The organism is Kaistella gelatinilytica (assembly GCF_015679325.1).
GTDB lineage: Bacteria > Bacteroidota > Bacteroidia > Flavobacteriales > Weeksellaceae > Kaistella > Kaistella gelatinilytica.
Genome location: NZ_JADPVI010000001.1, coordinates 719,625 through 741,937 on the forward strand (window position 1 = coordinate 719,625; position 22,313 = coordinate 741,937).

Genomic DNA, 22,313 nt, shown 5'->3' on the forward strand with positions numbered 1-22,313 from the left:
ATTATATTATGAGAAAAAATGTAAGTAGATGGTTAAAATCATATAATATCACTAAAACTGAGATTTATATCTCACTTGGTTTTCTTTTTATTGTTATTATCTTATTACCAATTTTGCTTACAAACATTTATACAGGAATTGATTATACAGTAACGGGTAGCATTGGCGATACTCTAGGAGGGATAACGGCGCCTTTTTTAAGTGTTCTTGGTAGTATCTTAGTTTATTTGGCATTTAAAGAACAGATTAAATCAAACAATTTAATTCAAGATCAATTTAATGAGCAACAATTTGAAAATAAGTTATTTAAAATGTTTGACATTTATAACGACAACGTTAAGCGATTGTCTTTCATAAGTAGAAGATCAGGCAAAAAGTATAATGATAAGTATGTTTTCACAGTTTTATATTACGATTTTTTAAAAATTTATAAAGAAATTGAAAATTATAATGAGAAAAAGAAAATAGTTTTAACTGAAAAAATCAATTCCAATTACAGGGAAGAAATACTTGAAAAATTCCCTAATGTCGACATTGATAATTTTATATTACTTGATCTTTCTTATATGATTATTTTTTACGGAGTTGGTAACATTGGTAGAGAAAATATTACAGCAATTATTGGAAATAAACTTGATGTGAGTTATCTAAAAGAAGTTTTAAATTATGTTTCTTGCAAACCCGCATATCAAGATGAGGACAGTATTTATTATCAAAGATGGAAAAACATTTTTATAGAGTTCGAAGATTTTCTTTCACCATGTAATGATAAATTTGATAAATACTATAGTGGTAACCAAAATAATTTTGGTCATTACTACAGACAATTATTTATGACATTCAATTATATCAACGATTTAAAAAATAAAAATATTAAATATTTGGACAAATGGAATTACGCCAAACTTTTACGTTCTCAATTTTCAAACCACGAACAAATATTTCTTTTTCTCAACAGTATTAGTAGTTTAGGAAGGGATTGGGAATTAAATGTAGTAGATGATGAGAATAAAAAATTGATAACGAAATATGATCTGATAAAAAATATTCCAAAAGGATATAGAGAATTATTCAATATCGAAAAATTCTATCCAAATGTTGAATTTGAGGATAATTCTGAAAGAAATGAATTTAGAGAGAATCTAGAAGAAAATATATATAAATAGTGGCTAAATCATATGTAATTTACAATATCTTTTAATTAGAAAATATAATTTATGTTTATCTCTAAGACCATAAATGCTCGTCGAATCACATTTATAACGCAAAATGATTTTGAAGAATTTTTAATAGTATAAAAAATAAACAACTTTAATTTCTTTCTACAATATACAAGTTAACAAACTACAGGTCATCAATTTTTTTCAAGAATCAAAATTACTGTTTGCAATTCTGATGTATGGTATTAATTGAGAATGGAAAAGCTTTATCTAAAAATGAGTTATAGAAAAAATTATGAAAACATATATTTTGAATGAAAGTAAATAAAACATATCGAAGTTTATTAGACAAATCAATAAATTCAATGCTTTCCGCCATCGAAATTTACAATAAACCAAATTTCACCTACAGAGAGGAAACTTTCGCCATTTTAGCTGTCAATTCTTGGGAATTGATTTTAAAAGCACATTTGCTTAAAATGTGTAAATATAAAATGAACAATCTTTATATATTAGAACCTACTATAAAAGGCAACGGTCAAAAATCTATTAGGACAAAGCCAAAACTAAATAGAGCAAATAATCCAATGACCATTGGAATATTTGATGCTATAAAAAAAATTGAAGAGAGAGGAACGGCTATCAGCGTGAATTTAAAAAATAGTATAGAATCTTTAGTTGAATTAAGAGATAATGCTATCCATTTTCACAATGAAAAAGAAATTTCAACAGAATTGCAAGAACTTGGTTTTGGATGTATTAAAAATTATATGAACTTAATTAAGAATTGGAATTTAGAAATTGACTTAAGTAACTATAACTTTTATTTAATGCCCCTTGCTTATGTAGATTCCAAAATTGAAGCAAGTTCAATAACAACTGAAGAAGTAAAAAAGTACATAAACTTTGTTAAAAATAAAGTAAATAATAGTTTGGACGATGAATATACTGTTGCAATATCAATTGATATCCATTTTAAAAAATCAAATAGTTTTGAATCTATTGCTATGCGTTATGCTGAAGATGGAATTCAAATTAAATTGTCAGAAGAAGATATAAAAAATCGTTTTCCTATGACGACTAAAAATCTGACGGATTCAGCTAAGAGCAGGTATGATAATTTTAAACAAGGTGTGGATTTTAATAAAGCTATGAAATTAATAAAGACCAATAAAAAATTGTGCTACATAAGACAACTTGATCCAGATAATATTAAGACAATTACAAAACCTTTTTACAGCACAAATATTTGGAAGGAATTAGATAAAATATATAATAAAAAGGCGAAAGCAATATAATTAAATGAAAGCCAACGAACTACCCATCATCAATTTTTTACAAGCACCAAACGTGCAATTTGTAATTCCAGTTTATCAGCGGAACTACGACTGGTCAAACAATGAATGCAAAGAATTAATCAACGACATTATTGCTGTAGAACAACATAACCGCGGTACGCATTTTATTGGCAGTATTGTTTTTATACACGAAGGTGCTTACAGCACAAGTGAGGTTAAAGAATTGGTGATCATTGATGGTCAACAGCGATTGACTACAATCAACATTATTTATGTTGCACTGTATTGTTTTGCTAAAGACAATGGATTGAAAAATGAGGCAGATATGTTATTCAATATGTACTTGACCAATCAATATGTGCAACAGGAATCGAGCAAATTAAAACTAAAACAGACTGATACTAATTCATTGGCTTTTAAAGCCATCATGAATGGTACTGAAAATGAATATGGCCATTATTCCAATGTTATTGAAAATTTTAATTATTTTAAAACCGTCATTACAGAAGAGAGTTTCCCATTAATTATGAATGGTTTGAAACGTTTAATTTTTGTAGAGATTTCCTTAGAAAGAGGAAAAGATGATCCACAAAGAATATTTGAAAGTCTTAATTCTACAGGTTTAGATTTATCGCAATCTGATCTGATCAGAAATTATATTTTAATGGATTTAGACCCTAAAAATCAGAATAAAATATTTGAACAAATCTGGAGTCCAATTGAGGAAAATGCAAAGGATATCGTTAAGCAAAAATCGGTGGTATCAGATTATATAAGGGATTATTTGACCTTAAAGAATAAAAAAATTCCAAATAAAACCAATGTATATCTGGAGTTTAAAAAGCTATACGAGCAAAAAGATGAAGCCTATTTACAAGAACTTGAAAACATCAAGTCTTTGTCTATTCATTACAAAAAGTTTATAAATCCTTCTACCGTTGCAGATTTAAATGTTAGAAAAGAGTTGGAATACATCTCCCGATTAGAAATTAATGTTGCATATCCATTTCTATTACAAGTGTTTGAGGATAAAGAAAATGGATTGGTAACAGATCAAGAACTAGTTAACATTTTAAAACTAATTCAAACTTATATCTGGCGGAGATTTGTGGTGGGATCACCAACAAGTTCACTGAATAAAATATTTATGACACTTTATTCGGAAGTTGATCCCGAAAATTATTTCGAATCTATTGCAATAGCACTTGTTAAGAAAAAGGGAACGGGTAAGTTTCCAACTGATGAGGATTTAAAAACGTCGCTTAAAGATAAAGATCTGTATAACATCCAATCTAAAAACAGGAACTACATGTTTGAGTTATTGGAAAACTTCAACAATAAAGAGTATGTAGATACCTCTAATGAAAAGATAACAATAGAGCATATATTTCCACAAACGCCCAATGAGGATTGGGAAAAAAGCATCACACCCGATGATTATTTTATGTTTAAAGAAAAGTATTTAAACACCATTGCAAATTTGACATTGTCGGGAAATAATGGTGCATTAAGTAATAAGTCTTTTCAAGATAAAAAAGTAATGAATAGAAATGACGGCGAACAGGGTTATAAATTCAGTCGTCTTTGGCTCAATACTTATCTTAAAGATATTGAAAAGTGGGATGTAGAAAATTATGATAATCGTTTTACACAAATCTATAATCGGTTTTTAAAAATATGGGAATACCCAAATGTAATTATTCCAATTGCTGAAAATACAGATGAACAAAATATTTTCGATGCTGGATCTCCGACGCACAAAAAATTAGAATATTTTATTTTTGAGAATAATCGGGTAGAAGAAGAGGCTATCGCACAGATGTATTTTTATGTGATCGACAAGTTGTATGATAAAAATGCACAACTCCTTCTGGAAGCAACAGATATTTTAAAAATTACCCGTGAAGAATCAGATTTCAGAGCACCACAACCTCTAAAGAATAGTTATTTTATAGAATCAAATATCGACAGCAGTTCAAAATTCAGTACGCTGAAAAAATTACTTACACTGTTTGAATTAGAGGACGACTTATTAATAAAATACTCAGATTCAGAAAGTGAAAATCTGCAAAACGGTCCTTATTTACGAAGAGAATTTTGGAAGCAATTATTGCCCTTAGTACAAGAGACCTCTTTGTTTGCGAATGTAAGTCCGGGAAAAGACCACTGGATAAACTGTGGGTCAGGTGTTAGCGGATTAGTATATTCATTAGTTGTTACCCAAAAATACGCGAGAATGGAATTTGCCATTTCAACTTCTAATAAGGAAGTCAATAAGAAATATTTCAGCAAATTAATGGCTAATAAAGAAGAAATTGAGGAGATTTTTGGAGATCAGTTAGAATGGGATGAATTAGCGGATTATAAAATGAGCCGCATCAGATATCAATTAAATAACGTGAGTTTATTTGATAAAAATGACTGGGAAAAAATGAGCACGTTTTTGATTAAACATCTGCCTCAATTTGAAAAAGCACTTAAGCCTTTTGTAATGAAGTTGAATTAGACCTAATAATTTTGCTAACACCAAAATAAACAAAACTTATGAAAAACGATTACACTTTTACAAATGAGTACATCCATAAAAATCTTGAAGAACTTTGGGCAATTATTTCAATTGGACTTCGTGAAAAGAATATCTTAGAAATTAGTTCGATAAGAGGCGTAAACTATAAGATTGAGGAAGTTAACAATATTGTAGTTAGCTATTCAACACCTTCCAGAAGTAGCGGTAAAAAAGAAGATCTTACAAAAACAGATTTTTTGAACTTTTTTAAAGTTTTAAAATCACATTCTACATTTAACACTGCCAGTATAAAATTAGACCTGCCTACAGAAATATACGCAAAGCGATCTCCGCTTTTTGCTGTTCTTCTGGCAATGGCCATTATTAAACAAACAAATTAATATATCATTATGGATCAACATTTAGCCGACAAATTAGTTCAAGAAATAGCCGACAAATTAGAAACAGTCACTACAGGTAAAACAACTTTAAAAGCCAGTTCATTATATAAAAAGCTTGGTTTTACGTCACGAAGAAACAGTGCACTAATTGATTATCTTGAAGAAAACTTATATGAAGCAGAAATTGCGATTAATGATATTGCCCAACTAAAAAGCATTACCAAAAACGGGGATCAAATTATTACTTTTTATAATCAAGTTGATAATGTTTTTGCTGGAGAAATAAAAATATCCCAAGAGCAAAATACAGGCTTTGGTCCGGAAGCACATCAGCTTGCTGCCATTAAGGAACTAAATCAATTTAAAGACTCTGATAATTTTGCAACAATCCTTGTTTTGCCGACGGGAGGAGGAAAAACATATACCGCAACCTACTGGTTAGGTAAAAATGTCCTTGATAAAGGCGGTAAAGTTTTGTGGATCGCCCATCGCCATTCTCTGATTGATCAAGCGATGGAAGGCTTTAAAAAAGTGGCCAATAAATCTGTTTATTCACATATTGATAGGGTGAAATTTAGATTAATTTCGGGACTACATGATCAATCTGTTAAAATTCAGGAAGATGACCAATTGGTTATTGCAGGTATTCAATCCCTTAATTATGCATTACCAACTATTGAAAAATGGATTGAAAAAAACGATGTAATACTTGTTATTGATGAAGCACATCATTCTATTGCAACAAGTTATTTAAAAATTATTAATACGATTAAAAAATACAATAGTGGAAAAATAAAATTAATTGGTTTAACGGCAACACCGACGCGTATTAATGAGGAAGAAGAAGCAAAACTGTGGAAGTTATATGAAAATAAAAAAGCATACGAAATTGGTCTTGATGAATTAATTAATAAAGGGTTTTTAGCAAAACCTAATTTTATTCCTGTCAATACCAATATTGACTTTATTTCGGAACTGGAGCTTTCAGACGAACAAGTGCAATCTATCATTGAGAAAGATGACATTGCAAAAGGTTTAGGAAAAGATATTGTTAAAAAGATTTCTGAAAATTCGAAAAGAAATGATTTCATTGTTAATCATTATATGCAACATAAAAAAGAGTACGGAAAGACTTTGGTATTTGCAATTGATGTTTTGAATGCGATTGCACTTGCGAAGCTATTTAACGACCATGACGTCTCTTCTGACTATGTTATTTCATCAACCGCAGATTTCCAAGGTAATAATCAATCTAAATCTGAGAATAAAGCGAAGATAGAAAAATTTGAAAAAGGAGAGATTGAAGTTTTAGTAAATGTGCAAATCATGACAGAAGGAACGGATATTCCTTCTATACAAACCATCTTCTTAACCAGACCAACCAATTCAAAAACAATGATGACGCAGATGATTGGTCGCGGTCTACGTGGCACAAAAGCTGGCGGAACAAAAGAAGCACATATTGTAAGTTTCATCGATGATTGGCAAAGCAAGATCTATTGGGGAAATGCAGAAGAAATAATGATTTCTGCCAACTTAGATTTGGATGTGAAAAGTCCGGTGTACAAAAAAATGGTAAAACAATTAGTTTCCGTGGATTTGTTGGAACAGTTTATTTTAAGTCAGTCGCAAGAGTTTGAGGACTTTTTTGATCATACCGATTTTAGTTATTTTTTACCTTTAGGCTTTTATCATTTTGATGTAATGTATGAAGGAGAACAAGAGGCTAATATAACAAAGAACGTCTCTATTCTTGTATATGATAGCATGCAGTTGAGTTATGAAAGATTGATGAATGATCTGGAAAACGTGGGTAAGCATACGAAAGGTAAATCAGTACAGGAAGTGTTTGATTATGTCATTAGCAATTATTTTAATAATATACCTCAATTACCGACTGTTAAAAAAGAGAATATTATTGATTTGCTTCATTATTTCAAAGAAACAAAGAAAAAACCAAGCTTTATTACCTTTGAGGATCGAGAGAAGTATGATTTAGACGTAGTTGCGGAACCATTAGCAAATATCGATAGCGATAAAGAACGCAGGGCAGCGATTAATAAGCTTTTTGATGATAATGAAACTATTCAAGAATTTTACAAAGATCGTGGATTATTCAAAAAATTAATTGATAAAGTTGTTTTAAAATTAAATGATCCTGATACCTATTCTTACACGCCAGAAGTTAATGTTGATTATGAAAAAGTAGATTTAGGTGATAAAAGTCTTCACGAGATCAAAGAAGAAAATTATCAATACTATACCTATCTGCGTGAAGAAACATTTCTAAAGAGTTTGAGAGATTTTGATGGTGAAAAACTTTTTACATGTCAGGCTAAAAATTGTAAAGTTCATAGTAGGAGAAAAGGAATTTTTCAGATCGACCATATTATTTCCAGAAATAAAAATGGCAAAACAATGCTAAAAAATTTACAGGTGTTATGTGTTAATTGCAATAGAAAAAAATCTGCATAAATAAGTTTTATTGACTAATTTATAATATAATTTCATGCATCACCACTACCGCATCGCCCTCCTCGAAGACAACATCAAACAACTGGAAAAATTAGAATCTTACCTCAGTAAAATTCCCAATCTAGAAATTGTTTTAAAAAGCAAAACTTCGGATCATTTTTTTGAGGAAGTTCAACTGACGCATCCCGACATCCTAATTGCAGATTTAGATTTAGGAAGTGACAGCATGACGGGAATGGAAGTAGCACAGGAAATTAAAATTCCTGCATTTTTTGCCAGCATCAATACTGCAGATTATGTAGAAAATATGGAGGCGTTAAAACGGGATGCAGAAATTTGCGTAGATCATCTAACCAAACCTTTTACTGAAGAACAGTTTGTAAAAAGTTTCAAGAGGTTTCTGCAGGAAGTTGCTTTTTTCAATTCATTGCAATATGTCTATCTGGACTTTAACAAAACCAAAAAAAACGCAATTCCTCTTCAAGATATTGTTTACCTGTGTGCAGATAAAAAAGCAGGATCAGAATCTAACAATAAACAAATTCACTTTATCAACCGACAGTCGGAGAACTTAATTGATTTCTCTTTTTCAAAAATGGAGGATAAAGGCTTTTTGAAAAATCAGTTTTTAACCGTTCATAAATCGTTTCGGGTAAACAGAAAATACATCAAATGTTACAACAAAAAAACGGAAACCATCGAAATTAGCATTTACGATGGCAGCGGCAAGACAAAAAGTCACCATTTGCCGGTGTCCGAAAATTACCAAATTGGTCTAAAAAAAGAATTGGGTTAACCGCTCTTATTCCTCAAAAAAAACCTCTTATTCCTGCGCCTCCGATGTTATTCTCGGAAGCGCATTTTTTTTGTTTTATGGATGTTGTTTTGATCTATGATTAGAGTCGACAACTTATAAATGCGGTATCCGAAAAGCATATAGAGTAGGAATTTAAAAACAAACAATTAAAACATTATGAGTAATTCTAAACCATCATCACCGGCTCCAAAGCCAGCTTCTGGTAAAAACTGGCCAAGTAAAGTGTTGGGTAAACCTTCAGGAGGAGGAAGAAATTTCAATCCGCCCAGAACTAAAAAATAGTAGTAACAATTAAATAACAAAAAAATGTCAAAGCAAACAATTAAACCGGCGGATAACGAATCAAATCAGTCTAATCCTAACAAAGGAACTCCGGGAACAAATACCCAATATGATCAAAATCAAGGGAATCGTGGAACACAATTAAATCCTAATAAAAAGAAATAATGATTTAGCCTGAGAATATTTCTTAGGCTTTTTTATTTTTAATGAATACAATTTGACCAATAATAAAGAATATTATTTTTTTGAGTAAAAAAGCTTAAATGATTTTCATTTGAATTGTTTCCGAGAAATATTGATTACATTTAACATTATGCAAATCTACTCCGACAACCACGGCCGCGTCATCTGGCTCACTGTCAGTTCCACAGAAATTAGAGTGGATCTTCAGGATTTAAGTCCAGCCTTTGAATATGAAAGATGTGCAGTCGTGAAAGACGTGGTGGCAGTTTGTAAAGCCTTAAATAGCAATTTTGAAAACGTAGAATCTAAACTTTTGGAGAAGCTGCAAAATCAAATGACCGCTTTCGATCTCTTCACCGCGTTGCTCGATGATCATGAAATTTACTTTGAGTATTTTTCCGGCTGAGGAAAAAAATACTGTCGAAAACGATGCTTATCCTCAATTATCGAGTTCTATAAATCGTATTAATTCCCCTAATTTGTAATTCATTTAAAATATAGAAATATGTGCTACTACGTCGATTCCAGTTTAACGAAAAAAGAAATAAAAGAAGTCTATGGTGTTGGATACGAGGGTGAAGACTTTGAAGAGCAACCCTTTTTAAATGGCTTCAGTCATCCATTGGTCGCCGTTATTTTAGATGAAAATCCCACCGTTGCGACTTCCGCAAACTGGGGTTTGATCCCTTCCTGGGCAACAGACCGGAAAATACAGAAACAAACTCTAAATGCGAGAGTAGAAACTGTGGCAGAAAAATCTTCTTTCAGAAACAATTACAACAAACGGTGTCTGGTTCTGGTGAAGGGTTTTTATGAGTGGAAGTGGATCGATGCAAAAGGCAAAGAAAAGCAGAAACATTTCTTGACTTTACCGAACACGAAGCTCATTGCGTTGGGTGGCATTTATGGGAACTGGACCGATAAAGAAACGGGAGAAACGCTCACGACCTTTTCTATCGTGACCACGGAAGCCAATGAATTGATGACCGAAATTCACAATACCAAACACAGAATGCCTATCGTGTTGACAAAAGCGAAAGAGCAGGAGTGGTTAAGCAGCCGCGATATTCAGGATTTTGCTTTTCCGAATCATGAAGCTGATCTGGTTGCCGTGAATATGGATGAACCACCCATCGCATTAACGTTATTTTAAAAGAAGGGAACCGCAGTTACAAAAGTGGCGTCTTTCATAAATAGACCGATTTTCTGAATGAATATTTTGGACATAAAAAAAGCTTCTTTCGAAGCTTTTTATTTTTAAGTTCTTATCTGATTACTTTAATATCTACCGCAACCAAACCTTTGGGAGACCTTTCGATCTCGAAGGAGACTTTGTGGCCTTTCTTTACGGGTTCTACGCAGTTATTGCTGTGAAAGAAAATGTTTTCACTTGATTTTTCCTGAGTGATAAAACCGTAGCCTTTTTCACTTAAGAAAGTGACCGTACCTGATTTTACAACTTCTTCAGCTTCAATCGGAGTTGCGCCCAGTTGAATACTATTGATGTCAACATCGATTCTGTCATTCTTGTCCGGAGGAGTGCTGGTCAACTGACCGTTATGATCAACATACATGATCATGTCATCCAGAGTTTTTCCTTTGTCATTGCTGTCTTTACGTTCTTCACGTCGAGCTGTCTTCTCTTTTTGCTTTTGAAGTTTTTTCTTAAAGTTTTCTTTTTTGGAGAAAGAATCCGCCATATAAATTGTTGGTTTTTAAATTGTGTGATAAGGTACAACATAATTTAATCGGATGCAAAATATTTGTTAATTTTAACCAAATTATCTCTTAAATTCATCAAGAGAAGAGCTTTCATCATTCCAGGCCGATTTCAGAGGTAAAGATCATAACGGTTTGTTTATTTTCTATGTTGAAGTTGAAAAAGAATTTGATCATGAAATTAATCCGATCGATCTGGAATGTGCTATCGCTTCACTCGTATGTTTGTAAAGCAAAGTTTCAATAGAGGGATTATTCAGTGATGCCAGTATTTCTTTTGTAAGAGGCTCTTTTTTTGAACTGATATTTCTAATGTAGATCGCCAGTATTTGATGGGAATATTGATCCGCAATCAATTTGTAAATATCCGGATCACTTTGTGAGTTGTCGCCCAGCAAAATAAACTGCTGTTTCGGAAAAGCGAGAAGAACGCGTTCGATCCTGTTCCGTTTGCCAAAATGTTTCGTCGTACCTGTTTTCAGCAATTGCGTCCATTTTTTGATGTTGTTCAAAAGGAAGACGCCTTTCGGAAGCTGATTGTATTTAAAGAATTCATTCAGATAATCGTACAGATTCCATTCACTGCTCGACACATAAAAAAAAGGATTCGGCACACCGGTATGCGCAAAACTTAAGAGCTGATAATAGTTCACCACATCTGCAAACGTTTTCCGGCTGCGTGGATTTTTGGTGAGCATGGACCACAATTTCTTTCCCGTGGTTCCCGAGTGGGAAATAAGCACGGTATCATCAATGTCTGATATGAAACCATATTGCGTGCTTTCGGGAATAAATATTTTTCCAACGCCGGTCGTCAGGATTTCCTCTTGGTCATTAAGCAAATGCACTTTTACTTCATGCCATCCTGCAGCGACTTCATGGTCAGATCTCCATTCAAATTTAAAAAAACCATCGCTTTCGGTCGTTGCAGCAAAAGATTGATCCTGCCAGTCGAGTTTCACATTGGCATTCGGGATCGGAGTGATAAAAAACAAACGGAGCAGATTGAGGATATTTTTGAGCGCGTTATCGGTATATTTCTTTTGCGTAAAAGTTTCATCCTTTAAAACATGACCATAAACAACAAGATTTGCAGTATGCCCGTAACCGTGATAGACTTTCACAGCAGCATTCGGATATTTAGATTCTTTTACCATTCTCTATTAAAATTTTGTAATTTACCGTGCAATTAAAAGGGAAAGGCGCGTTTAGAATTTAAACATTCATACCTTCGTTCACTAATAAATCAGAAGACAAAGATACAATACCTATGGAATCGGCAATCAGACCCAAAATACTGTTTATCTTCAATCCACGCTCCGGAAACCATTCCATCGACTGGGAAAAAGAAATAGGAGAGTATTTCAAACCTTTGCACTATTCTATTGAGATCCATGTTCTGAAAGATGATTGCTGTGCAGCGGAAATTAATGAAAAGATCGCTTCTTACGATCCTGATCAAGTGGTTGCAGTTGGTGGCGACGGAACGGTGACACTCGTCGGAGGTTGTCTTTTAGAAAAAAATATTCAGCTTGGGATCTTACCGGCTGGTTCTGCAAACGGACTGGCAAAAGAACTCGGCATCAGTTTAATTCCCGCCGAAGCTTTGCACACCGTAATTTCCGGGGTTGGAAAAAAGATCCATGTCATCATGATCAATGGCAGGTTGAGCATTCATTTGAGTGATATTGGTTTTAATGCAAGAATGATCGAGAAATTTCAGACTGAAAATACGCGCGGAATCTGGGGCTATTTTAAGGCGACATTACCCATTCTACGCAATATATTATTCATCAATCCTTTAATGAAAGTTTCTATCACCATTGATGAGAGAACGATCAGAACAAAAACCGCCATGATCGTCATTGCCAATGCTACAAGATACGGCAGTGGTGCAGTCATTAATCCAAACGGCAATTTAGAAGACGAGCTGTTTGAAGTCATCGTCATTAAACAGATCTCTATTATAGAAATCTTTAAAATGCTGGTTACGCATACTTCGTTTAATCCCCGAAAAACAGAAATTTTAAGAACCAGAACCTTACACATCAAGCTCTCTAAGAAAATGCACTTTCAGGTCGATGGCGAATATCTGGGGAAAGTAGATGAAGTTAAAGCGTATCTCATTCCCGCGGCTCTGGAAATCAGGGTGCCGTCACCAGTTCAATACCATTCGCTTTTCAGCGATCAAATGTTTCCGAAGCTCTAATATTTCGGCATCTTTTTTAATGGAAATCATTTAAAATAAAGCGTTAAATTTGGTTGGATGGAGTGGATGTGTATATGTTCTTCTAAGGATGATTAAGAATTAAAAAAATATTAAAAACACCAGTGCTGATAATTCAGATTGTATTCAGTATTTCAAATTAATTTGCCAAAAAATTGCGATGAAGATTTTATTGATCGAAGACGAAAAACAACTGAGCAAAAGCATATTGACTTATTTAAAAAGTGAAAAGTACATTTGTGATCTGGCGGAAGACTTTAAAACCGCAGCAGAAAAACTGGAATTATACGACTATGACTGTATTTTATTAGATCTTACTTTACCGGATGGGAACGGTCTTCATCTTTTAAAATTATTAAAGGAGGAAAGAAAATCGGATGGCGTCATCATTATTTCCGCAAAGAATTCTCTCGATGATAAGATCAGTGGTCTGCAGTTGGGCGCCGATGATTATCTGGCAAAACCTTTTCATCTTTCAGAACTTGGAGCGCGCATTTCCTCAGTCATCAGACGAAAACATTTTAAAGGAAACAACACCATTTTGATCAATGATCTGGAAATTAACGTCGACAATAAATCGATCTCCTTTGAAAAAAAAACCCTCGATCTTACCCGCAAAGAATATGATATTTTGTTGTACTTATCGGTGAATAAAAACAAGATCGTCTCCAAAAACGCCATCGCAGAGCATATTGCAGAAGACAATATCGATTTCTTTGATAATTTTGATTTCCTCTATGCACATATAAAAAACATTAAGAAAAAACTAACGCTTGCCGGTGCACAGGACTGCATCAAATCAGTCTATGGAATGGGCTATAAAATAGAAGCGAAATGAAGCTGACCCACTATATTTCTCTGCGCTACATTGGAGCCACCATATTGGCTATGGTGATCGCGATCCCGCTTTTTTATATCGTCATTCAGAAAGTTTTGATCAACAATATCGATGAGCATTTGGAGGACCAGAAAACTTCGATCGCCCAAAAACTTCAGAATATTCCCACCCAAAACTTTATAAACTTTGATGACAGAGTTACCATCGCGACCAATCCTAAAGAACGCTTTTCCGAAAAGATATTTACCCATACTTTTTATAATGCAAAAGACAATGAAACAGAGTCTTTCCGCATTTTAGAATTTCCCGTTCAAAGTGCTGGTGCTGCTTATAATGTGCAGATCAAACAATCTTTGGTAGAAAGTGAAGACCTGCTAAAAAGTATTCTGTATCTCTTGATCTCCCTGGTTTTTCTCTTGACGGCAACTTTGCTTCTAATTAATTATCAAATTAAAAAAAAGGTTTGGGAACCGTTTTATAAAACCCTGGATCAGCTAAAAAACTTCAGGATCGATGACCAGAAAGAGCTTCATCTGAAAGCCAGCAAAATAAGTGAGTTGAATGATCTGAATAATTCGTTGAACGAACTTTCTACGAAAAACCAAAAGGTCTATCAGTCGCAAAAAGAATTTACAGAAAATGCCTCGCATGAGTTGCAAACGCCGCTCGCGATCGTACAAAATAACATTGAACTCTTCTGGCAAACCGAACCGATATCGGAGCAACAGGCAGAGATTTTAAATGATATTTCTACGGCGACTTCGCGAATGGGAAAATTGAATAAAGCGCTTTTGTTGCTTTCAAAAATTGAAAACAGACAGTTCAATGATATTCAGTCCGTGAATCTTAACGGTATCGCCGAACATTTTTTCAGGAATTATCAGGAACAGATCAGATCTAAAAATATCGACTTAAATATTGATCTTAAGGAACCTTTGATCGTTGAAATGGATTTTAGTTTAGCTGAGATTTTGGTGGGCAACCTTTTGCTCAATGCTTTAAAGTACGCACCAAAAGACAGTATGGTTGAAGTTATTTTTACGAAGAATGAGATGAGCATTTCTAATCAGGCAGAACGGTTAGCATTATTTCAGGAGAAATTATTCAAAAGATTTCAGCGGCAAAATACGCAGGAGAACAGTACGGGTTTAGGTCTGGAGATCGCCAAACAGATCGCTGTCTCCTTTGATCTGAATTTAAATTATGCGTTTAAGAACGGAAGACATTTTTTTATAGTCAAGAAAAAATAGATCGCCTTGAATTTAGAAATATTTTTAAAGGGAGGAGAAATTATCATCCAACAATCAAAAAATGAATGTTCAGGAGAATTAAAGGTATTCACGTTTAAGCATTTCCTTCTTTTTTAAAAGGTAGCAAAGTTCATTTAAAAGAATTCTTTTATTTCTTTAGCAATAAAAAAAATTCAGGATTAAATTTAAGATAAAGCAGAATTCAGTATTTCAACAGAATTGAGATTTATTTTCGTCTTATTGTTAAGGAATTTTACAAGAATATGACCGATCTGAAAAATTTAAAAAAACTCCTCACTCTGCTTATCGTACTGGTAAGCATCGGGTTTTACCACGCCCAAAATACCGGAACACTCGCTTATTATTTAGAAGTTTCTCAGCAAAACAATCCTAATTTAAAAGACTTCAGCAATCAAATGAAGATCACCGCTTTGGACAGTATAAAAATGCGCAGGGATTTTGGTTTTAAAGTAAATGGGATTGCAGATGCGTCTTATTCGCCGCAAGTTCAGGATTGGGGCTATAATGGAAATTCGACCATCAACGGAAAAAATCTGGCGCTTTTAGGCAGAGTTTCCCGCGATATCATCAGCAAAAAGAACTACGAGTCCAAGCTGAATTCTTTTTCCCTTGGAATTCAACAGCTTCTGAATCAGAAGAACTTGTCTGCTTTAAATTTAAAAAAAGCAATTACGGAACAATATCTTTTAACCTACGAAAATCAGGAACAGAAAAAAATAGATGCAGAGATCATTTATATTTTTGAACAGGAAGATCTGATCTTAAAAAAACTGACCCAAAACTCCGTCTTTCGCCAAACAGATTATTTGTCCTTCAAAGTAAATTCGCAACAGATCGTATTGACCCAAAAACAGCATCTTGCAGACTGGCAGCATAATTTTGCACTGCTGCAATATCTTTCCGGGAATGATGAAACAAAACCCTCAAATCTGGAAGCGCCCACGTTTGGACTGCAGGACACTCAGGATTTTCAGCAGAGTGTTTATGCCCAGACTTTACGCACCGACAGTTTAAAATTAAACAATGATATTCAACTCATCAATTACAGTTATCAACCAAAAATAGCAATTTTCGCGGATGGCGGTTATTCCTCCGCGTTATTACAAAGTCCTTATAAAAATTTTGGCATCAGCGCCGGTTTGTCTTTGAATATTCCCATTTACGATGGCCACCAAAAAGAACTGATGATCTCTCAAAAGAAAATAGAGCTGGACACCAAAAAGAATTATGCTGCATTTTATGAGAAACAATATCAGCAGCAAAAGGCACAGATCAATCAGCAGATCCTGCAGTATAGAGAAATGGTCAACCTGGCAACGACTCAAATGAAATTTTCTAAAACATTGATCGAAGCCAATCTCAAACAATTGCCAACAGGAGATGTAAAAATGGTGGATTTTATTTTGGCGATCACCAATTACACCAGTTTAAAAAGTGGTCTTTTGCAGTATAAAATGCAGGTCCTGCGTTTAGAAAATCAACTCGATAATATGATATTACCCTAATGAAAATAGTTACCGTCTTCTTGCTTTCAGTTTTACTTATTTCGTGTAAAAAAAATGCGGATACCGTTTCTGCTGCACCGGTAATAAACTCCGAAACTCCGGTTTCAGTGGCTTTTCCGACTGATACATTAAGCATTAACAATGATATTTCTATCAACGCAACAGCGACTTATTTATTGAAATCTGAAGTGAAATCAAATGCTACAGGTTACCTTACGAACGTGAGAATTAATCTTGCTCAAGCCGTAAGAAAAGGACAGCTTCTATTTTCAATTCAGACAAAAGAAGCGCGCGCTTTGGGAAATACCATTAATAAACTGGATCCTTCCTTTCGATTTTCGGGTGTTACTTCTGTTACCAGTCCGGCAACCGGTTTCGTGAATGCTTTAAACCATCAAGTTGGAGATTATGTGCAGGAAGGGGAGATCCTGGCAGGAATTACCGACAGTTCAACTTTCGGCTTCGTGATGAATGTTCCCTACGAATACCACGAAATGCTCCTCAATAACAACAATTTACAAATAAAATTACCGGATGGAAAAACGATAGAGGGACATATTGCCAAACTTCTTCCCGCAGTAGATCCTGTTTCGCAGACTGAAAAAGTATTGGTAAAACCGAATGAGGCTGTTTCTATTCCGGAAAATTTAATTGTAAGCATCAGTTTAAAGCAGAAAAATAGTGAAGTCGGGATTTATGTGCCTAAAAGTGCAGTTTTAACGGATGAAACGCAGACGAAATTCTGGGTAATGAAAATAAAAAACAAAAAAACGGCAGTGAAAGTTGATATCACAAAAGGAACTGAAAATGATAACTGGGTGCAGGTCATTTCGGGCAATATCACGCTGAAAGACCAAATTATCACTTCCGGAAATTATGGTTTAGAAAATAATGCAAAAGTAAAAGTTGAAAAGTAACCATCGGAAACGGCAACCACAAAAGTCACAAAAGATAAATGCAATACAGTTAAAATAAGTGAAAAAAAATAAAAACGTCAGTCACATCATAAAGAATTCAAAAAAGATCAAAATGGGCATATATCAATCTAAAAAATCTTTGATTTTTTAACTCGTGTGTACTTTAGAGCCTATTAAAATCAATTTAAACTAATGGGATTGATGTGTTTAAAAAATTTGAATATTGATTCTGTGGCTTTTATGGTCAAAATAAACTTACTGCAATAAAAATGCAGTGTAAAATAGAATGAAAAAATCCTTTTTTGTAAGATATAAAAGTCCGCTTGTGGTCATGATCCTGCTCCTGTTAATGGGCGGCATCTTTTCCTATTCTCATATCAAATCTTCACTTTTCCCACAGATCACTTTTCCGAAAATAAAAATCATAGCAGAAGCCGGCGAACAGCCCGTCGATCAAATGACCATCGCGGTGACTCGACCTTTGGAAAATGCTGTGAAACAAATTCCCGATCTTGAAATGCTGAAAAGTACGACGAGTAGGGGAAGTTGCGAGATTTCAGCTTTTATGAGCTGGAACTCCAATATTGATTTGAGTCAGCAACAGATCGAAGCTAAGATCAATGCGATCAAAAATCAGTTGCCACCCAACATTAATATCACCGTAGAAAAAATGAATCCTTCCATTTTACCGGTGTTGGGATATTCTTTGAATGCTACGTCGATGTCCCCAATTGCGCTGAAACAACTTGCGCTTTATACCATCAAACCATATCTTTCTCAAGTTCCCGGTGTGAGTGATATCCGGATCATTGGCGGTGAAGACAAAGAGTTCTGGGCCGTTTTGGATCAAGGAAAGATGACACAACTGGGTCTGAATCCAAAAGACATAGAAACGGCGCTGAATGAAACGAATTTCATCAGATCAAACGGTTATTCAGCAGACTATAATTTCCTTTATTTAACCTTGACCGATGCGCAATTAAGAAACCTTGATGCCTTAAAAAATGTAGTCATTAAAAATGATGGCAACAGAATTATTTACTTTAATGACATCGCCAAAATCGAAGTCCATAAAGCAAAACAATACATCAAAGTAAACGCTAATGGAACGGAAAGTATTCTGATCGCAGTCGTACAGCAACCCAGCGCGAATGTGGTCGATCTCTCAACCGCTATGGAACTGAAGATCGCAGACCTGCAAAAAACCTTACCCAAAGATGTCGTCCTAAAACCTTATTACGTACAGGCCGATTTTGTGAACAGTTCTATAAAAAGCGTGACTGATGCGCTTTGGATCGGACTTTTACTGGCGATAGTCGTTGCCATCATATTTTTGAAATCCTGGAAAGCGAGTGCGACTATTTTAATTACCATTCCGGTTACGATCTGTTTAACGATGGTTGTTTTGTACGCAACAGGCGCTACTTTTAACATCATGACTTTGGGCGCCATTGCTGCCGCGATCGGTTTGATCATCGATGATGCCATTGTGATTGTAGAACAGATCCACAGAACGCATGAGGAATTCCCGGAAGAGAACAGTAAAAGTCTGGTTCAGAAAGCCGTTAATTATTTGCTGAAAGCAATGGTCGGTTCTTCGCTCAGTACGATCGTTATCTTTCTGCCTTTTATGCTGATGAGTGGTGTTGCGGGTGCTTATTTTAAAGTCATGACGAACACAATGATCATCACTTTGGTCAGTTCATTTTTCGTGACCTGGCTATTATTGCCCGTGATCTATTTGTTTTTATCTAAAGATACAGCTCCAAAAAAAGAAGAAGTTCATCATGAAGTAAAGGAAAGAAAATGGGTAGGATTTTTTATCAGAAAACCTATTTTCACCTACATCTTCATGGCGATTTTGGTCGCAGCTACCGCTCTGATCATTCCCAACATTTCCACAGGATTTTTACCCGATATGGATGAAGGGAGTATTGTTCTCGATTACAATTCACCGCCCGGAACGTCTTTACAGGAAACCGATCGTGAACTTCGGGAAGTCGAAAAGATCATTAAGGCAAATCCGCAAGTTGAAGCCTACAGCAGAAGGACGGGAACGCAAATGGGATTTTTTATTACCGAACCCAATCGTGGCGATTATCTGATCAACCTTAAGAAAGACCGAACCCAAACAACGGCAGAAGTCACCGATGAACTTCGGGCCAAAATTGCCGCAACAGGTTTGCCTTTAACAGTAGATTTTGGGCAGGTTATTACCGATATGCTCGGTGATTTGATGAGCAGTGTACAACCGATTGAAATTAAAATTTTCGGGACTGATGTTCAGACAATTCATCAATATTCGCAGCAAATTTCAAAAATTGTAGAAAAAGTTCCGGGAACAGCAGATGTTTTTGACGGGATCGTTATTGCGGGACCTTCCATTCAGATCTCGCCCAACTTTTCAGTTTTAGCGCAGTATCAGATCTCGCCCCAGAATTTTCAGTACCAAACCCAAACGATTTTAAGTGGCAATACCGTCGGAGATCTGTTTGATAAAAATCAATTTACGCCCATTCGTATTTTATACAATAACAAATCGAATGCTTCTCTCTACGAGATTCAAAACAGCATGATCTCTTTGCCCAACGGACAGTTAAAACCGTTGAAAGAATTTGCAAATGTGTCTGTTTTAAAAGGTTCAGCGGAAGTTCAACGGGAAGATCTACAAAATATTGGCATCGTGACCGCTCGTTTAGACAATGGCGATCTGGGTGGAACAATTAAAAACATTCAAAAAGAGATCGAGAAAAGTGTCAAACTTCCGTCTGGATATAGTGTTTCTTACGGCGGTGCTTATGCAGAACAGCAAAAATCTTTCAGCGAATTGCTCTTAATTTTATTCGTTTCCTGCTTATTGGTTTTCACGACTATTTTATTCCTTTTCAGAAATATCAAAGTGGCATTTCTCATTTTACTGGTTTCAGTTTTAGGGATTTCGGGCAGTTTTATTTTGCTCTTTCTTACAGGAACGCCTTTGAACGTGGGAAGTTACACGGGAATTATTATGATGGTCGGGATCATTGGTGAAAACGCCATTTTTACCTATCTGCAGTTTGAAGAAACTTTAGCCCAAAAATCGAAGGAAGAATCTTTGATTTATGCCATCAGCACGAGATTAAGACCGAAGTTAATGACGGCTTTAGGTGCAATTATCGCCTTAATGCCTTTAGCTTTGGGAATAGGAACCGGCGCACAAATGCATCAACCTTTGGCGATTGCAGTTATTGGCGGGTTTATCATTGCTTTGCCTTTGCTTCTTGTTGTTTTCCCGACCTTGTTGAATTTGTTAAAATTTAAAGAAGAAACACATAAAAATGGATAGTGTAAATTATTTTTAAGGCAACTTTTCCGCCTTCGATTTCCTCCCGACTTTACATCGGGATCCGTTCAAGTCGGGTTGCAAACTTTAGCGTTTACGTAATAATCAGAAAAAATTAAAATTTTAAATCAAAAAAAAATGAAAACAAAACTGCTTTTAGTAGCCTTCCTGTCTGTTTTAAATTTGGCAAACAGTCAGACGAAATCGGAAACGTTTAAAGTTCTAAAATCAATTCCTGTGGAGGGAAATGGTGGTTGGGATTATCTGGCGGTTTGTCCGGCGAATCATTTTATCTACGCAAGTCATTCCAATCAGGTCAATATTATTAACCCTGAAACTTCGGCATCTGAAGGAATTATTGAAAACCAAAGTGGCGTTCATGGAATTGCTTTTGACCAGGATAATCGCGGTTACATTACAAATGGAAAATCAAATTCGGTCTATATATTTGATGTTAAAACAAACCAGAAAATCGCAATTATCGAAGTTGGTCAAAAACCTGATGCTGTCATCTTTGATGACTATTCAAAAAAAATAATTGTGGCCAATGCTGGAAGTAACAGTTTAAGCATCATCAATCCAAAAGATCTAAAAGTTGAAAAAACCATCGAACTTATCGGCAATCCAGAATTTTTGGTAAGCGATTTACACGGAAAGATCTTCGTTAATATTGAAGACAAATCGAAGATTGCAGAAATCAATTTAGCAGAAGGAAAAGTTTTAAACTATTTTTCTTTGGGCAAAGATGAAAGTCCGAGTGGTTTGGCGATCGATCATAAAACACACCGCTTATTTTCTGCATGCGAAGAACATCTGGTTGTCGTAAATGCAGAAGATGGAAAAGTTGTAAATGCTTTACCGATCGCGAAAGGTTGTGATGGTGTAGTTTTCGATGAGAAGTCGAACATGATTTTTGCTTCAACCTATTCCGGGGTTTTATCGACTTATTTAGAAAAATCAAAAGATGAAATCGTAGCATTACCTGATGTCATCACAGAAAAAGGAGCTCGGACAATTGCCATCGATGCTTCTTCTCAAAAGATTTATGTAGCGACTACAAAATTTGGGTCGGAAGAAAACAAGACGACGCATCGATTTCCATTGATCGACGGGTCTTTTCATTTATTGCAGATCGGGAAGTAGATTTGCTTCATTTTCGATAATCAAAAGGTATTTTATGGAATAAGTGCCGCTCTGAAATGCACTTTATGAAAAATAACTTTTCCAGTAAAAATCCTGTATTTAACAGGATTTTTTTCGTTTGTAAAACTTTCAAATTAAAATGTGGTAAAGTAGTGACTTATTTTCGACCGAATGTTAGAGTGTACAAAAACTTAATATAATCGGACTGAATTTAAAATAATAGTAATATAAAATTAAAGTTGGCGAAAC

General features: G+C 34.7%; 19 protein-coding genes. 17 read left to right on the forward strand and 2 right to left on the reverse strand.

The features are described 5' to 3' along the window. The first annotated feature begins 8 nt into the window (after positions 1–8). From IV494_RS03145 to IV494_RS03185, 10 genes are all read left to right on the forward strand, one after another. Positions 9–1,166 (forward strand): putative phage abortive infection protein, encoded by a 1,158-nt coding sequence (locus IV494_RS03145; protein WP_196078708.1) that lies wholly within the window; start codon positions 9–11, stop codon positions 1,164–1,166. A 308-nt stretch (positions 1,167–1,474) separates the two neighbouring features. Continuing rightward, a complete protein-coding gene (locus tag IV494_RS03150; protein ID WP_196078709.1) occupies positions 1,475–2,458 on the forward strand; it encodes a DUF3644 domain-containing protein in 984 nt (327 codons plus the stop codon). Between the two features lie 4 nt (positions 2,459–2,462). Next, a complete protein-coding gene (locus IV494_RS03155; RefSeq protein WP_196078710.1) occupies positions 2,463–4,964 on the forward strand; it encodes a DUF4268 domain-containing protein in 2,502 nt (833 codons plus the stop codon). A gap of 38 nt (positions 4,965–5,002) precedes the next feature. Continuing rightward, entirely contained in the window at positions 5,003–5,365 is a 363-nt protein-coding gene (locus tag IV494_RS03160) for a hypothetical protein (protein ID WP_196078711.1), read from the forward strand. 9 nt (positions 5,366–5,374) lie between these two features. Beyond that, on the forward strand, positions 5,375–7,840 hold the full coding sequence (locus IV494_RS03165; protein WP_196078712.1) for a DEAD/DEAH box helicase family protein: 2,466 nt from the start codon (positions 5,375–5,377) through the stop codon (positions 7,838–7,840). Positions 7,841–7,874: 34 nt separating this feature from the next. Continuing rightward, on the forward strand, positions 7,875–8,636 hold the full coding sequence (locus IV494_RS03170) for a LytR/AlgR family response regulator transcription factor (RefSeq protein ID WP_196078713.1): 762 nt from the start codon (positions 7,875–7,877) through the stop codon (positions 8,634–8,636). A 177-nt stretch (positions 8,637–8,813) separates the two neighbouring features. Next, entirely contained in the window at positions 8,814–8,939 is a 126-nt protein-coding gene (locus IV494_RS14840) for a hypothetical protein (protein ID WP_262894664.1), read from the forward strand. A gap of 24 nt (positions 8,940–8,963) precedes the next feature. After that, positions 8,964–9,104 carry a hypothetical protein gene (locus IV494_RS03175; protein WP_169743931.1) on the forward strand — a complete coding sequence of 47 codons (141 nt, stop codon included), beginning with the start codon at positions 8,964–8,966 and terminating at the stop codon, positions 9,102–9,104. Positions 9,105–9,252: 148 nt separating this feature from the next. After that, positions 9,253–9,528 carry a hypothetical protein gene (locus IV494_RS03180; protein ID WP_196078714.1) on the forward strand — a complete coding sequence of 92 codons (276 nt, stop codon included), beginning with the start codon at positions 9,253–9,255 and terminating at the stop codon, positions 9,526–9,528. A 99-nt stretch (positions 9,529–9,627) separates the two neighbouring features. Beyond that, positions 9,628–10,275, forward strand: coding sequence for an SOS response-associated peptidase (locus IV494_RS03185; protein ID WP_196078715.1), 648 nt, complete (start codon positions 9,628–9,630; stop codon positions 10,273–10,275). A 112-nt stretch (positions 10,276–10,387) separates the two neighbouring features. Here the strand turns inward: IV494_RS03185 and IV494_RS03190 are convergent, their stop codons facing one another. Both IV494_RS03190 and IV494_RS03195 read right to left on the reverse strand, forming a co-directional pair. Beyond that, complete coding sequence (locus IV494_RS03190; protein WP_039347417.1) at positions 10,388–10,822, reverse strand: cold-shock protein; 435 nt, start codon at positions 10,820–10,822, stop codon at positions 10,388–10,390. Positions 10,823–11,014: 192 nt separating this feature from the next. After that, complete coding sequence (locus IV494_RS03195) at positions 11,015–11,998, reverse strand: App1 family protein (RefSeq protein WP_196078716.1); 984 nt, start codon at positions 11,996–11,998, stop codon at positions 11,015–11,017. 113 nt (positions 11,999–12,111) lie between these two features. On the opposite strand from IV494_RS03195, the gene IV494_RS03200 reads away from it, so the two are divergent. The 7 genes from IV494_RS03200 to IV494_RS03230 all read left to right on the forward strand — a co-directional run bounded on the left by IV494_RS03200 (position 12,112) and on the right by IV494_RS03230 (position 22,064). Continuing rightward, positions 12,112–13,050, forward strand: coding sequence for a diacylglycerol/lipid kinase family protein (locus IV494_RS03200; RefSeq protein ID WP_196078717.1), 939 nt, complete (start codon positions 12,112–12,114; stop codon positions 13,048–13,050). 178 nt (positions 13,051–13,228) lie between these two features. Continuing rightward, positions 13,229–13,906 (forward strand): response regulator transcription factor, encoded by a 678-nt coding sequence (locus IV494_RS03205; RefSeq protein WP_196078718.1) that lies wholly within the window; start codon positions 13,229–13,231, stop codon positions 13,904–13,906. Then, positions 13,903–15,156, forward strand: a complete 1,254-nt coding sequence (locus IV494_RS03210) for a sensor histidine kinase (protein WP_196078719.1) — start codon at positions 13,903–13,905, stop codon at positions 15,154–15,156. The genes IV494_RS03205 and IV494_RS03210 overlap by 4 nt, the downstream gene beginning before the upstream one ends. Positions 15,157–15,419: 263 nt before the next feature. After that, the gene (locus IV494_RS03215) at positions 15,420–16,682 is read left to right on the forward strand and encodes a TolC family protein (RefSeq protein WP_196078720.1); all 1,263 of its coding nucleotides are present in this window, start codon (positions 15,420–15,422) and stop codon (positions 16,680–16,682) included. Further along, positions 16,682–17,599 carry an efflux RND transporter periplasmic adaptor subunit gene (locus tag IV494_RS03220; protein WP_196078721.1) on the forward strand — a complete coding sequence of 306 codons (918 nt, stop codon included), beginning with the start codon at positions 16,682–16,684 and terminating at the stop codon, positions 17,597–17,599. The genes IV494_RS03215 and IV494_RS03220 overlap by 1 nt, the downstream gene beginning before the upstream one ends. A gap of 286 nt (positions 17,600–17,885) precedes the next feature. Then, positions 17,886–20,924: an efflux RND transporter permease subunit gene (locus tag IV494_RS03225; protein WP_196078722.1), complete on the forward strand. Its 3,039-nt coding sequence runs from the start codon at positions 17,886–17,888 to the stop codon at positions 20,922–20,924. 135 nt (positions 20,925–21,059) lie between these two features. After that, a complete protein-coding gene (locus IV494_RS03230) occupies positions 21,060–22,064 on the forward strand; it encodes a YncE family protein (protein WP_196078723.1) in 1,005 nt (334 codons plus the stop codon). Positions 22,065–22,313 lie beyond the last annotated feature (249 nt).

Excerpts from the sequence above, each read along its gene's own strand:
- IV494_RS03145 (WP_196078708.1), top strand. The coding sequence starts at position 9 with ATGAGAAAAAATGTAAGTAGATGGTTAAAATCATATAATATCACTAAA.
- IV494_RS03150 (WP_196078709.1), top strand. The coding sequence starts at position 1,475 with ATGAAAGTAAATAAAACATATCGAAGTTTATTAGACAAATCAATAAAT.
- IV494_RS03155 (WP_196078710.1), top strand. The coding sequence starts at position 2,463 with ATGAAAGCCAACGAACTACCCATCATCAATTTTTTACAAGCACCAAAC.
- IV494_RS03160 (WP_196078711.1), top strand. The coding sequence starts at position 5,003 with ATGAAAAACGATTACACTTTTACAAATGAGTACATCCATAAAAATCTT.
- IV494_RS03165 (WP_196078712.1), top strand. The coding sequence starts at position 5,375 with ATGGATCAACATTTAGCCGACAAATTAGTTCAAGAAATAGCCGACAAA.
- IV494_RS03170 (WP_196078713.1), top strand. The coding sequence starts at position 7,875 with ATGCATCACCACTACCGCATCGCCCTCCTCGAAGACAACATCAAACAA.
- IV494_RS14840 (WP_262894664.1), top strand. The coding sequence starts at position 8,814 with ATGAGTAATTCTAAACCATCATCACCGGCTCCAAAGCCAGCTTCTGGT.
- IV494_RS03175 (WP_169743931.1), top strand. The coding sequence starts at position 8,964 with ATGTCAAAGCAAACAATTAAACCGGCGGATAACGAATCAAATCAGTCT.
- IV494_RS03180 (WP_196078714.1), top strand. The coding sequence starts at position 9,253 with ATGCAAATCTACTCCGACAACCACGGCCGCGTCATCTGGCTCACTGTC.
- IV494_RS03185 (WP_196078715.1), top strand. The coding sequence starts at position 9,628 with ATGTGCTACTACGTCGATTCCAGTTTAACGAAAAAAGAAATAAAAGAA.
- IV494_RS03190 (WP_039347417.1), bottom strand. The coding sequence starts at position 10,822 with ATGGCGGATTCTTTCTCCAAAAAAGAAAACTTTAAGAAAAAACTTCAA.
- IV494_RS03195 (WP_196078716.1), bottom strand. The coding sequence starts at position 11,998 with ATGGTAAAAGAATCTAAATATCCGAATGCTGCTGTGAAAGTCTATCAC.
- IV494_RS03200 (WP_196078717.1), top strand. The coding sequence starts at position 12,112 with ATGGAATCGGCAATCAGACCCAAAATACTGTTTATCTTCAATCCACGC.
- IV494_RS03205 (WP_196078718.1), top strand. The coding sequence starts at position 13,229 with ATGAAGATTTTATTGATCGAAGACGAAAAACAACTGAGCAAAAGCATA.
- IV494_RS03210 (WP_196078719.1), top strand. The coding sequence starts at position 13,903 with ATGAAGCTGACCCACTATATTTCTCTGCGCTACATTGGAGCCACCATA.
- IV494_RS03215 (WP_196078720.1), top strand. The coding sequence starts at position 15,420 with ATGACCGATCTGAAAAATTTAAAAAAACTCCTCACTCTGCTTATCGTA.
- IV494_RS03220 (WP_196078721.1), top strand. The coding sequence starts at position 16,682 with ATGAAAATAGTTACCGTCTTCTTGCTTTCAGTTTTACTTATTTCGTGT.
- IV494_RS03225 (WP_196078722.1), top strand. The coding sequence starts at position 17,886 with ATGAAAAAATCCTTTTTTGTAAGATATAAAAGTCCGCTTGTGGTCATG.
- IV494_RS03230 (WP_196078723.1), top strand. The coding sequence starts at position 21,060 with ATGAAAACAAAACTGCTTTTAGTAGCCTTCCTGTCTGTTTTAAATTTG.